This is a genomic window from Bacillus sp. FSL K6-3154 (genome assembly GCF_040869395.1).
Taxonomy (GTDB): domain Bacteria; phylum Bacillota; class Bacilli; order Bacillales; family Bacillaceae; genus Bacillus; species Bacillus safensis.
On record NZ_CP152033.1, the window covers coordinates 853109 to 865199 of the forward strand.

The following is a 12091-nucleotide window of genomic DNA, read 5'->3' on the forward strand; positions in this document are numbered from 1 at the left end:
GACCTTAAACGGCCCAAAGCTTTTTTATTCTTTATTGGCTTGAAACTGCTGACGGAATACTTGCATCGATTCTGCTTCATTAAGCTGATTTAAGTCTTTTTCCGTTAACGTCCCTTCACCCTTTTTGATGATATACACATCGAGCACTTTTTTACCCCATTCTCTATACACATCATCAACGGTTTCATAGTATAAATCAAGCTTATGACCTTTAATGGCTTTCCCGGTATCTGCAACCACACCGTAGCCATAGTTTGGGATAAACAGCACCGTTCCAATCGGAAAAACAGATGGGTCGGCTGCCACTGTTGAGTATAAATCACGTTTCACTTTGACGCCTGAATATGTAATGCCATATGCATGATGTTCCTTCGTTTTGCCTGTTGATTCCACACCTGCTGTATAGCCGGTTGCAACAACTTTCTGCTTCGGGTAATCGTTCCAATTAAACGCTTCTTCGAGAGAAACAGCCCGCGAATCTTCACTTTTGAGTGCGATCGTTTCCCTTTTTTGCTGCTGAAAAAAAGAAGATACTTGCTTGCCCGCATCGGTTTTTTTCACCCATACAGCTAAATCACTTGGTTCAACTCCAGATATGCCCGTAAAGCTTGTCAAAAGTGCAAGCATGAATAAGGCGGTCATGAACAATCGTTTCATCCATGTTTTCATCTCTATTTGTCACTCCTCTACCCATCTATTTGTTTCCAAACAAAATGGAAACTATGCAAAGAAGAAACAAAAAAACCCACTTGCGTGTCCACAAGTGAGTTAAAACATTTGATACCCTCTTTTTCGAAGTGCATTAATGACAAAACCTGATGTGATTGCACCGATCAGGCCGCTTAATAAGATGATGATATCTGCCGCAGCGAGTGAGACGATCCGGTCTCCTATTCCTGAAAAAGCAGTGCCAGGCTCTCTTACATAAGCGATCATCTTTTGATTGTTAATAATGAAAAGGCATACAATTGGATATAAAATAGCCATAATCCATGACATTCTCAGTAGCATATTGAGCAAAAAGCCAATGCCGAAGAATAACACGAAAAATAAAATAACTGAAATGATAACGACTGGTAAACTGATCACTTCATCTCCACCCCCAAATATCCCATCATTAGTTTAACTTGGAAATAGAGATGAAGTCAATCAATGGAAAAAGCAGATCGATTAACGCTTCTTTCCTGTCCCTTTACATTCCTCACACGTTTCAGATCCGCCGAGCAATAGCTGAAAATACCCTTTTCCTGAACAATATTGACAGATTGATGTTTTTTCCTTTGTTTGTGCATTCATATTGCTCACTCCTTAATCTAAATTTTCTGATAATTCATCATAACATATTTCGCCGTCAATGACCAAGTGAGAAAATATACCACAACTTATAAAAAAAACGTGTATCACGAGGATACACGTTTTTGTCTATGATGGTTTAGAAGAACTTGAATTTTCCTTTTTTCAGAACAAGTCCTGGTCCGCCAACCATGAATAAAGAACGGTTGTCGATGATTTTCTTCATTGCAGAAGCTTTTGTTCCTTGAAGTTTTTTACCAAACGCAACACCTACAGCGTCGTGTTCACCAAGAGAAGCAACTGTTCCTTTGATGTCTGGCTTAAAGCTTTCAAGAGAACCGCCTTTTACTAGTGCTGCAAGGTTTTTCGCTACTGTTTCACCTTGCTGCATAGCGATTTGTGCAGTTGGTGGGTATGGACGGTTGATTTCTTCATTGATAATCAATGAACAGTCACCAATGATGAAGACATCATCATTTTCTGGTACACGAAGATCTGGAGAAACTTTTACGCGGCCGCGCATGTTTTCAAAACCAGCTTCTTCAACGATTGGGTTACCGCGTACACCTGCTGCCCAAACAACAGTCGCAGCTTTGATTTCTTCTGTATCATCGTCTTTTCCAACAATGATCCCCTCAGGCGTACATTCTTTGATCGCTGTACCGATTTTGAACTCAACACCTTTACCTTGAAGGTAGTTCATCGCATAGTCGATCAATTCTGGATCGAATCCAGGAAGAGCTGTTGGCGCAGCTTCTACACAGATGATACGCACGTCTTTTTGATCAATGTCATACTCTTTGCAAAGCTCAGGCACACGGTTTCCAAGCTCACCAAGGAACTCAATACCTGTGAATCCTGCGCCGCCGACAACGATTGTCAAACGCTCTGGACGTTTTTCAGCATCCGTATTATACGTCGCAAATTGAAGCTCAATGTGCTCACGAAGCTGACGAGCAGAGTTGATGTTAGAGATTGAGAATGCGTATTCTTTCAGTCCTGCAATACCAAATGTTTCAGGAACAGCACCAAGTGCAACAACAAGGTAGTCATAAGAAAGTTCGCCATCTGATGTCACAACTTTCTTCGCTTCCTTATCAATGCTTTCAACTGTTGCTTGTACAAAGTTGACACGGGAACTGTTAATCACATCTTTGATTTGATAACGACAGCGGTCATGATGAAGAGTACCTGCACTTGCTTCATGAAGCCATGTTGTTTCGTAATGATAATTATGCTTGTTCACAAGAGTAATGTCCGCATCATTTGTGCCAAGCTGTTTTGTTAATCTTGTTACAGTCATTAATCCGCCATAACCTGCACCTAATACAACGATTTTCGGTTTATTCACTGGAATCACATCCACCTTTTTTAAATTTGCTGTAAAACGGATAAAGAATTACATATCGTTATTCTCAACCGCTTTGCGGCATTTTATGAAATTTAAACAAAAAAATAAGTATGTGAAAATCTGAACTTTCACCTACATAAAACGAAAGCATTTGACCGTATCCGACAAAAATTCATAAAAAATTAATATTTAGTTCCCTTAACAATAATAGCGAGTTCTGCTCCAATTTTCAAGGCTTTAAACTGAAAATCCTTATGATAAACGGTCTTTCTCACTTTTTCCTCCTTTCCAAAGCTTCGGCATCAAAAAACGACAAGTTTTTCAAAACAAGTCAAACGACGATATGTGGTATGATATGATATAGTGATAACAATTTTCATTTGGGAGGATTAAAGGAATGCAAGAAGATTCTAAGGTATATGACATTACCGTTATCGGGGGCGGCCCAGTTGGATTGTTTACTGCGTTTTACGGAGGCATGAGACAGGCAAGTGTGAAAATCATTGAAAGCCTTCCTCAGCTCGGCGGTCAACTATCCGCTCTTTACCCTGAAAAATATATTTATGATGTGGCTGGATTTCCAAAAATCCGCGCACAAGAATTAGTTGATAACTTAAAGGAACAAATGGATAAATTTGATCAAACCATTTGCTTAGAGCAGGCAGTTGAAACGGTTGAAAAGCAGGCAGATGGGATCTTTAAACTTGTGACAAATCAAGAGATTCATTATTCTAAAACAATTATCATCACAGCTGGTAACGGTGCATTCCAACCGAGAAAGCTTGAACTTGATTCAGCAGAATCATTTGAAGGAAGCAACCTGCATTACTTCATTAATGACTTGAACCAATTTGCCGGCAGACGTGTTGCCGTTCTTGGGGGCGGAGACTCTGCGGTGGACTGGGCACTTATGCTTGAACCAATCGCAAAAGAAGTATCCATTATTCACCGCCGCGATAAATTCCGCGCACATGAGCACAGTGTAGAAAACCTGCACAACTCGAAAGTCAATGTACTAACACCATATGTACCAACTGAGCTCATTGGTGAAGACCGCATTGAACAAATCGTGCTCGAAGAAGTCAAAGGCGACAAAAAACAAGTGCTTGATGTGGACGACGTGATCGTCAACTTCGGTTTTGTTTCCTCCCTTGGACCAATCAAACAATGGGGCCTTGAAATCGAAAAGAACTCCATCGTGGTGAAATCTACAATGGAAACAAACATTGAAGGCTTCTATGCGGCAGGAGACATCTGTACGTATGAAGGAAAAGTCAAATTGATTGCAAGCGGATTTGGTGAAGCACCAACTGCTGTCAACAATGCGAAAGCTTACATGGACCCGAAAGCCCGTGTACAGCCTCTCCATTCCACAAGCTTATTTGAAAACAAATAAGATCGGATCAAAAAAGGAGTTCCCACTCGCGGAACTCCTTTTTCGTTTATTTAAAAATCCCAATATAGGCATTTGCCATTCCAAGTACCATTGCAGCAAGCAGCACCACAACAATCCCTGCCACAACCAAAATCACCCGATCCTTCACACGTTCCTTTTTCGGAAGCGGCTTCTCAATCCCGCAAGATGGACACGTTTTGGAACGATACGGAATCAGTTCATGACAGTTCCTGCAATTGATTTGTTCACTCAAACCTCAGCAACCTCTTTTCTCACTACAGTTTATGTTTGGTTCTCATGATACTCTTTTCGAGTGGAAATAGCCAGTTGTTCGAGTCAGCTGTAACAAAATTGAGCGATTTGCGAAAAAAAACATAGCTCCTTGAATTCGCTGCTTCAAACAAGATCAACAATGATATAAATTTTTAAAAAGATGATTGACCCTAACGCAACGTCATATTTTATAGTGGATATCAAGAGAGGTGAATTGAAATGAAAGTAAAAGAAGTGGCTAAATTATTTGGTATTAGCATTCGTACACTTCATCATTACGACAAGATTGGTTTATTGACCCCAAGTGAAGTCACAGATAATCGTTATCGGCTCTATTCAGAAGAAAACCTTGAAACATTGCAGCAAATATTATTTTTCAGGGAACTTGGATTTCCATTGAAGGAAATCCAAAAGATGATGCACAATCCTTCATTTAATAAGAAAGAAGCATTTATGCTACAAAGAAAAATGTTAGTAGAGAAACGAAATAATCTCGATAAAATGATCGGAAATATTGATAAGACGCTACAGCATTTAACGGGAGAAACTCAATACACCTATAAAGAAAGGTTTGAGAATATGAATATGAATTTTAGCCAATATGAAGAAGAAGCTCGTCACCGTTGGGGAAATCAAGCTGTTGATGAAGTCAGCTCAAAACTAAATCATTTGTCTAAAGATGAACAAATTGAATTATCTGATAGCTGGGATAGCATATTGAATAAACTAGCCTCTCTTCGCAGCCAATCCCCTAAATCCAAAGAGGTGCAAATCGTCATCAAACAATGGTACGACTTTTTAAACGAAAACTTTCGTTATTACTCTCTTGATGCTTTTTACGGTTTAGGCCAACTCTATATTCAAGATGAACGTTTCACAAAGAATATAGATCGTTATGGTGAGGGCTTGGCATCATTTATGAGCGAAGCGATGAAAGTCTTTACTACTCTTCATAAAAGAGGGAACAGCTTTGAAAATGATGATTGAGAATACAATCGATTAATACGAAACGTTATTCTCAACGAAACACAACAAAAAACATTTTTTCCGACACACCATGATGAAACCTTTTGAAAAGATGTGGAAGATGAACAGAGGAAATACTAAGAAACTGCGAGCTTTTTTCTAATTAAATATCTTTATAAAGAGGACGTGCTGAGTGATTGAAGTCATGTCCTTTTTTTGCATCTTTAAAAACAACACAAAAAACCTCCTCAAGAAAATGATTAATATGAGGAGGTCTTCATTATACAAATGGTTTTACAGAATGAATCGTTTTAACCCTTAACACTCTTCCGGCGTACCGGTATTCGTTGCTGTTCTGAAAGAAGAACCGCACCCGCATGACGCGATAGCGTTCGGATTGTCAATCGTGAAACCGCCACCCATTAGTGATTGTTTGAAATCAATGATGGTTCCGTTCATGATGTCAAGGCTTTCGGAATCGACAAGGACATTGATGCCGTGCTGCTTGAACTGCGTGTCTTTCTCTGAGACTTCATGGTCAAAGCCCATGCCGTATGAGAGACCGCTGCAGCCGCCGCCTTTTACGCCCACTCGAAGGAACGCATTTTCTTCTTCATGCTCTTTCATCATATCTTTAATCTGCAGTGCAGCAGCTTCTGTAATGGTTACTGGTGTACTCATGATCATCCCTCCTTTTGACTGGATGTTTCTTTTCAATTATAAACGTGATGATGCCTTTTCTCAAATAAATGGTTTAGAGATAAAATGTGCCGTCACAAATCGTTTCAGCAGGTCCTGTCATGAGCACGTGGTCATTGTCTTTCCAACGAATGATGAGGTCTCCGCCTGCTAAATGAACGGTCATGTCTGTTTCTTTTTTTGCCTGACCATTCACAATTGTGGATACAGCCGCAGCACAGGCCCCAGTTCCGCAAGCCTGGGTAATTCCTGAACCTCTTTCCCACACTCGAAAATGAAGTTCTGTTTCACTGACAACTTCAACAAATTCTACATTGACGCCTTCAGGGAACATGTCGTGTTTTTCGATGATCGGCCCAAGTGTATGAAGCGGCGCTTTTTCAATGTCCTCTAAATAAAAAACGATGTGCGGGTTTCCCATTGAAACGGCCGTTCCATTTAATTTCGTAGTGCCAAAATCAAGTGCCTCATTAATCGTTGTGCTAGCCGGTTCTCCAAGCATTGGCATCGCTTTTTTTTCAAAACGTGGTTTTCCCATATCTACTGTAACTAACTGAACTTGACCATCCTGAGCGTGAACAGTCGCTTCAACAAGTCCTGACAATGTCTCAATCTGGAACGTTGTGTCCGTCACAATTTGATGCTCATACACATACTTTGCAACGCAGCGCAGCCCGTTACCGCAGTTTTTGCCCTCTGAACCATCATTGTTGAAAATGCGCATCTTCACAGGTGCAACATCTGATGGGCAAATAAGGATCATCCCGTCAGAACCGATTCCTGTATAAACAGAAGAAACGCGGATCGCTATCTCTGATAGCTGCTCTTCTGGAAGCTGTTCCTTCATCTGATTGACGTAAATATAATTATTTCCTAATCCGTGCATTTTCGTGAATTGAAATGATGTCATGAGCTTCCTCCAAAAATGTTGTTTCTTTATAGTATAAAAGGAGTCGATTCAGGAGACAATCTTATCATCCCCCGTTTTTCATACATAGAAGCTCTTTGCTGCCATGGCAAAGGGCTTTTATTATGCATATGCCTCTTTTTCTCTCGTGTGATATTTCATATTGATGATATTTTATTAGCATAACATATTGGATGCGCTTTCTATTGATTCTCCTTAAAAATGGAAGCTGAAAATGCGAAAAAAATGCACCTCATGACCCATGTGGTGCATTTAAAACATGTCGTTTTCCTCTATAAAAGCATAAATACGCTCGACTAGCTGCTCTGCATTTTCTCCTGAAACAAATTCTCCATTCACAAGTGCAAATGGGGAGTCCATACATTTGCCGCAATAGCTTAAACAGCCGTATTCCATTACGTCTAGGTTTGGGTCTTTTTCAAGCTTCTCTTTTGCTTCTTGAGACCCTTGTGCAAGATTACTTACACAAAATTCGATCAGTGGAAACACTGTGCTTCACCTCACATTGCCTTACCATCCTACCGAAATTCCTTGTATTAGTCAAAATATGAGCTTCATCTGTATCGTTACGCCTATTCCTCGTAAAATGTTTTACTATTTAGGACTAACTGATGAATATGTAGGTTATTTTGAAACAATTATTGTGGTTTCACAGTAAATTCGATATAATTTTATTTGGTATTTTAACTTAAAGTTTTTTAGTATAAGTGTTTTTCAATGTCTACGGGGAAAAGGAGAATCGTCATGAAAAATTTAGTCTTGATCGGCGGAGGTTACGGGAATATGCGGGTTCTCCACCGCTTATTGCCAAATCAATTACCTGATGATGTCACTATCACATTAATTGATCGAAATCCTTACCACTGTTTAAAAACAGAATATTATGCACTTGCTGCTGGAACGATCTCTGATCATCACATTCGAGTATCTTTTCCAGAGCATCCGAAGCTGGATATTCAATACGGGGAAGTAGAAAAAATTGATATTGAAAACAAACAGATCTTATTCAGCGACCGTGAACCGATTCCGTATGATGATACGGTGATTGGACTCGGCTGTGAGGACAAGTATCATAATGTCCCTGGTGCGAAAGAACATACATACAGCATTCAAACCATTGATCAGTCAAGACATGCGTATAACAAATTAAACAATTTGAGCGCAGGTGCAACGGTTGGCATCGTCGGTGCTGGACTTAGCGGGGTAGAGCTGGCCAGTGAATTAAGAGAAAGCCGTGCTGATTTAAACATTATTCTTTTTGACCGCGGAGAGCTGATTCTATCAAGCTTCCCAAAAAGATTAAGTTTGTATGTGCAAAAGTGGTTTGAAGAAAATGACGTAAAGATTATTAACTGTGCCAATATTACAAAGGTTGAAGAAGGTCTTGTTTATAACCATGATGACGCGATTGAAGCTGATGTCATCGTGTGGACAGCAGGAATACAGCCAAGCAAAGTGGTACGAGAGATGGATGTTGAAAAAGACGCACAAGGCCGTGTCGTATTAACTCCTCATCACAATCTCCCAGGGGATGAGCATGTATATGTCGTAGGTGACTGCGCAAGTCTGCCGCATGCCCCAAGTGCACAGCTTGCTGAGGCGCAGGCAGAACAAATTGTCCAATCTCTGCAAAAACGCTGGAAAAATGAGCCGCTTCCTGAGGCTTATCCACAGTTTAAGCTAAAAGGTGTTTTAGGTTCATTAGGGAAAAAAGCCGGATTTGGCTTAGTGGCAGATCGTCCACTTGTTGGCAGAGTGCCAAGACTTCTGAAATCTGGACTGCTTTGGATGTATAAGCATCACAACGGCTAAAATTATGTGAATTTTTTCTCAAAGCTCCTTCGTGACGAGGGAGCTTTTTTCTATGAAACGGCATGTGCCGATGAGTTGGTCCATTTGATCGGAGCAAGGGCAAGAATGCAGTCTTTACGAAAGGTTCTCATCGTTTTCTTCGATAAACAATACGCTTGGATAAACTGATCCGTCTCACGGTGGACAATGATTTTTCTCTTCGTGCACTCTCCATTTTTCTTCATATAAATCATCTCAATCGGTGTTTGCTGATGAAGAGATTGTTTCAGTAAATAATTCATGATGCTCACGCTCCTTTCATTTCATTATAAACGAACAAACGTTCTTTTTCAACCTAAAAAAGGAACACTTGTTCGTTTGTATTTCTCAAAAAAAGAACAGCTTATTCACTGCTCTCCCTGTACCCGTATTTCTCCATTTCTTGATAAATGTCTTTTAATTTCGGATTGCCCTCTCCAACAATTTGATCCTCTACTAAGACAAGCGGATAAAAGAATTCATCATCAAGAATTCGTTCAGACAATTCCTTTTGCTGTTCATTTTCTGGAGGGTGTTCAATATCAATATATGTGATGCGAAAAGGCTGATTCGGATATTTTCGTTTTAATGCTGCATCTAACCATTCAAACGTATCTTTTGAAGAAGGCAGATTCACGCAGCTAGCACACAAGACATCTCTTCCATATACATAAAGATCGACGGTTTTGTTCATTTGACAAGCCCCCTATTCTTTCTTCATTTTAGCTGAATTTTCTGGATGAAAAAAGTCAAAATCACTTTTTGTTTCAAGATGAGATTGTGCTATAATGAGAAGGAAACTTTGAAACCAATCAATAGATTTTTATCGTCCAGATGAATATAATGGTGATATGTTGTGAAAGGAGCGATTATATCTAATGACTGAAGTCGAAATGAAAGACCAAGTACAGGAAGTACTGGACAAACTTCGTCCATTTCTATTACGTGATGGTGGAGACTGTGAGCTTGTAGACATTGAAGATGGCATTGTGAAATTACGTCTTCTTGGTGCATGCGGCAGCTGCCCAAGTTCAACCATTACATTGAAAGCCGGTATTGAGCGCGCATTATTAGAAGAAGTGCCTGGCGTTGTAGAAGTTGAACAGGTTTTCTAATTCATATATGACATGAAAACGACCCAATTAGGGTCGTTTTTTTCATGATTGACAAAGGCTTTAGCCCTTTGTCTTCTTTTCAGCGTGATATGAAAACCCTTGAAATCTAGGAAGGACGAGTACTGGCGCGGAGCGAATTTTCTATTCGTGAGCACCAGCACGCAGGACTGACCCGAATGCGAGGGTTTGTCAGCACGCTGAAGGGTCGTTTTTTATTAGGCTAGCTTTTCTCTAAACCATTCCTTTATAAAAGTCAGTCTTTGAATACGCTGCCCCGGGTGGCCGCTTCTGGATAAATCATGAGATGCCTTCGGGAATTTGACCAATCTTGTGTCTTTCCCAAGCTCCTTCAATGCCACAAAAAGCTGCTCTGCTTGATCAACTGGGCAGCGATAATCTTCATCACTGTGCAAGATGAGGAGCGGCGTGTTCACCTGCTTCACATATTTTAGTGGCGAACGATCCCATAGCTTATCGACAGAATCATAAATATCCCCATCAATCTGCCACCTTGTAAAGAAATAACCGATATCACTGATGCCATAAAAGCTAATCCAGTTTGAAATGGAACGCTGTGTGACAGCTGCACGGAAGCGGTCGGTTTGACCAACAATCCAGTTGGTCATAAAACCGCCATAGCTGCCGCCTGTCACGCCAAGCCTTGTTTCATCAAGGAAATCATAGGCTTTGAGCACATGATCAACAGCCTGCATGACATCGTCATAATCAACGTCACCATAGTTTCCTCTCACACGGTCAGTAAACATCTGTCCATACCCATGACTGCCATGCGGGTTGATATACACGATGGCGTAGCCTTCAGAAGCGAGCATTTGAAATTCATGAAAATACGTATGACCATACATCGCATGCGGTCCGCCATGAACCTCTAGAATGAGCGGATATTTCTTTCCCTCTTCCCTCTTGGAAGGCTTCATAAACCAGCCATGCACCTCGTCTCCATCTTTTGACTGAAAAGAAAATGGTTCAGGTTCCGATACGATATGCTCCTTTAGAAAATCATGATGCTCGAATGTGATTTGCTTTAGTTCTGTCTCCCCTAATGTCATCTCATACAGCTCACTTGGAGAGACAGGTGAAAGCCGGCTGAGCAGCAATTTGGATTCATTTGGATGAAGGCTGAAATTGGTGATATGTTCCGCCTCTAGTCGAACAGGATAGGCTAAACCTTCAATAGAGAAATAATAAATCCCTGTACTGCCTTGATCAGAAACAAGCGCATAAAACCCTTGGCTGTCCTTTGTCCACTGCGGAAGCTGATAGACCTCTCCCATCACGCTATCTCCTGCCATACAGTTCCCAACATACATATCGAGCATTTCTGACAGTTGAACCGTCTTTTCTTCCTTCAGATCATACAGCCATATTGATGGGAAGGTAGCATTTTGAAATTCGCGCTCATGTCCAATATACAAAATACTCTCTCCATTTGGAGAAAAAGATACGGTGGAATAAGCGCCGTTTGCTTGTGTGATCTTTTTTGTCTGACCATCTTCTAATGACAGAAGACACACGTCACTTATGTAAGGTATCTGTGGATTTAATTGAATAAAGGCAAGCCATTTGCCGCAAGGAGAAATCGTATGATTCATATGATGAACCTGCTCGCTCGTGACAGGCTCTATCTCTCCTGAATCGATATCTACCTTCACGATCTGCGTGACACGCCCATCTAAAAAGCCTCTTCCATCTGCTTTATAGGTCAAATCATCATATACCGCTGGAGCAAAGTCATCTTGCTCTTCCTTTTTTTCATCATGAACAGATTCTGATTGTTTCAATGACACAGCCGCATAAAGAAAAGCACCATCTGGAGAAAAGACAGGATGAGATACTCCGTAAGGAATCGTCGTTAAGGTTCGCACGCCGCCTCCTTCGCTCTTCATGAGCGCCAGCTGAGGGACTTCCTTTGGCTTTTGTAAAATAAAAGCAAGCTGCCTGCCGTCTTTTGACCAAACTGGATGATGATGCTTTCCATCCTCAAATGTCCATTGGGCCAGCTCCTCTGTCTCTTCATCTCGAACCCATAAGTGGATGTTGTAATCGTCTTTTTTCTCATTCACAGTGACTTTTGTAAAGACTGCCTTTTTTCCATCTGGTGAATAAACCGGATGGGAAACAGAAACAATCTTCGTTAAATCTTCTGCCGTCATCAATTTCTTCATGAACGTATCTCCCCCTTTTATGCTTAAAAAATAGTTCGATCCTCTAAATAATAA

Annotated in this window: 14 protein-coding genes and 1 pseudogene; 4 read left to right on the forward strand and 11 right to left on the reverse strand. The window is 40.7% G+C overall.

Annotation, left to right across the window (positions count from 1 at the left end; translation table 11 throughout):
- Positions 1-24: 24 nt before the first annotated feature.
- The 4 genes from MHH61_RS04675 to MHH61_RS04690 form a co-directional block, all read right to left on the reverse strand.
- Positions 25-669 carry a 3D domain-containing protein gene (locus MHH61_RS04675; RefSeq protein WP_024423348.1) on the reverse strand — a complete coding sequence of 215 codons (645 nt, stop codon included), beginning with the start codon at positions 667-669 and terminating at the stop codon, positions 25-27.
- A gap of 99 nt (positions 670-768) precedes the next feature.
- Complete coding sequence (locus MHH61_RS04680) at positions 769-1089, reverse strand: YuiB family protein (RefSeq protein WP_024423349.1); 321 nt, start codon at positions 1087-1089, stop codon at positions 769-771.
- Positions 1090-1170: 81 nt separating this feature from the next.
- A complete protein-coding gene (locus MHH61_RS04685; protein ID WP_157834354.1) occupies positions 1171-1296 on the reverse strand; it encodes a YuiA family protein in 126 nt (41 codons plus the stop codon).
- 136 nt (positions 1297-1432) lie between these two features.
- Positions 1433-2650: an NAD(P)/FAD-dependent oxidoreductase gene (locus tag MHH61_RS04690; protein ID WP_024423350.1), complete on the reverse strand. Its 1218-nt coding sequence runs from the start codon at positions 2648-2650 to the stop codon at positions 1433-1435.
- Positions 2651-3041: 391 nt separating this feature from the next.
- Here MHH61_RS04690 and yumC point away from each other — a divergent pair, with 391 nt between their 5' ends.
- On the forward strand, positions 3042-4040 hold the full coding sequence (gene yumC, locus MHH61_RS04695) for a ferredoxin--NADP reductase 2 (RefSeq protein ID WP_024425964.1): 999 nt from the start codon (positions 3042-3044) through the stop codon (positions 4038-4040).
- Positions 4041-4086: 46 nt separating this feature from the next.
- On the opposite strand, the gene MHH61_RS04700 is transcribed toward yumC, so the two are convergent.
- Positions 4087-4293 (reverse strand): hypothetical protein, encoded by a 207-nt coding sequence (locus MHH61_RS04700; RefSeq protein ID WP_024425965.1) that lies wholly within the window; start codon positions 4291-4293, stop codon positions 4087-4089.
- 239 nt (positions 4294-4532) lie between these two features.
- On the opposite strand from MHH61_RS04700, the gene MHH61_RS04705 reads away from it, so the two are divergent.
- Positions 4533-5300, forward strand: coding sequence for a MerR family transcriptional regulator (locus MHH61_RS04705; protein WP_169510658.1), 768 nt, complete (start codon positions 4533-4535; stop codon positions 5298-5300).
- A gap of 297 nt (positions 5301-5597) precedes the next feature.
- On the opposite strand, the gene MHH61_RS04710 is transcribed toward MHH61_RS04705, so the two are convergent.
- From MHH61_RS04710 to MHH61_RS04720, 3 genes are all read right to left on the reverse strand, one after another.
- The gene (locus MHH61_RS04710; protein ID WP_024425967.1) at positions 5598-5960 is read right to left on the reverse strand and encodes an iron-sulfur cluster assembly accessory protein; all 363 of its coding nucleotides are present in this window, start codon (positions 5958-5960) and stop codon (positions 5598-5600) included.
- Positions 5961-6033: 73 nt separating this feature from the next.
- Entirely contained in the window at positions 6034-6888 is an 855-nt protein-coding gene (gene dapF / locus MHH61_RS04715) for a diaminopimelate epimerase (RefSeq protein ID WP_024425968.1), read from the reverse strand.
- A 270-nt stretch (positions 6889-7158) separates the two neighbouring features.
- On the reverse strand, positions 7159-7395 hold the full coding sequence (locus tag MHH61_RS04720) for a YuzB family protein (RefSeq protein WP_008346813.1): 237 nt from the start codon (positions 7393-7395) through the stop codon (positions 7159-7161).
- Between the two features lie 255 nt (positions 7396-7650).
- Here MHH61_RS04720 and MHH61_RS04725 point away from each other — a divergent pair, with 255 nt between their 5' ends.
- The gene (locus MHH61_RS04725) at positions 7651-8718 is read left to right on the forward strand and encodes an NAD(P)/FAD-dependent oxidoreductase (protein ID WP_024423356.1); all 1068 of its coding nucleotides are present in this window, start codon (positions 7651-7653) and stop codon (positions 8716-8718) included.
- Between the two features lie 50 nt (positions 8719-8768).
- On the opposite strand, the gene MHH61_RS04730 is transcribed toward MHH61_RS04725, so the two are convergent.
- Entirely contained in the window at positions 8769-8999 is a 231-nt protein-coding gene (locus MHH61_RS04730; RefSeq protein ID WP_024423357.1) for a hypothetical protein, read from the reverse strand.
- A gap of 101 nt (positions 9000-9100) precedes the next feature.
- Positions 9101-9430, reverse strand: coding sequence for a YuzD family protein (locus MHH61_RS04735; protein WP_024423358.1), 330 nt, complete (start codon positions 9428-9430; stop codon positions 9101-9103).
- 121 nt (positions 9431-9551) lie between these two features.
- On the opposite strand from MHH61_RS04735, the pseudogene MHH61_RS04740 reads away from it, so the two are divergent.
- Positions 9552-9851: pseudogene (locus tag MHH61_RS04740) on the forward strand (NifU family protein).
- A 215-nt stretch (positions 9852-10066) separates the two neighbouring features.
- Here MHH61_RS04740 and MHH61_RS04745 read toward each other — a convergent pair.
- Entirely contained in the window at positions 10067-12037 is a 1971-nt protein-coding gene (locus MHH61_RS04745) for a S9 family peptidase (protein WP_125586153.1), read from the reverse strand.
- Positions 12038-12091 lie beyond the last annotated feature (54 nt).

Coding starts and splice junctions, on each gene's coding strand:
- MHH61_RS04725 (WP_024423356.1), top strand. CDS start 7,651: ATGAAAAATTTAGTCTTGATCGGCGGAGGTTACGGGAATATGCGGGTT.
- MHH61_RS04730 (WP_024423357.1), bottom strand. CDS start 8,999: ATGAATTATTTACTGAAACAATCTCTTCATCAGCAAACACCGATTGAG.
- MHH61_RS04705 (WP_169510658.1), top strand. CDS start 4,533: ATGAAAGTAAAAGAAGTGGCTAAATTATTTGGTATTAGCATTCGTACA.
- MHH61_RS04685 (WP_157834354.1), bottom strand. CDS start 1,296: ATGAATGCACAAACAAAGGAAAAAACATCAATCTGTCAATATTGTTCA.
- dapF (WP_024425968.1), bottom strand. CDS start 6,888: ATGACATCATTTCAATTCACGAAAATGCACGGATTAGGAAATAATTAT.
- MHH61_RS04710 (WP_024425967.1), bottom strand. CDS start 5,960: ATGAGTACACCAGTAACCATTACAGAAGCTGCTGCACTGCAGATTAAA.
- MHH61_RS04675 (WP_024423348.1), bottom strand. CDS start 669: ATGAAAACATGGATGAAACGATTGTTCATGACCGCCTTATTCATGCTT.
- yumC (WP_024425964.1), top strand. CDS start 3,042: ATGCAAGAAGATTCTAAGGTATATGACATTACCGTTATCGGGGGCGGC.
- MHH61_RS04735 (WP_024423358.1), bottom strand. CDS start 9,430: ATGAACAAAACCGTCGATCTTTATGTATATGGAAGAGATGTCTTGTGT.
- MHH61_RS04745 (WP_125586153.1), bottom strand. CDS start 12,037: ATGAAGAAATTGATGACGGCAGAAGATTTAACGAAGATTGTTTCTGTT.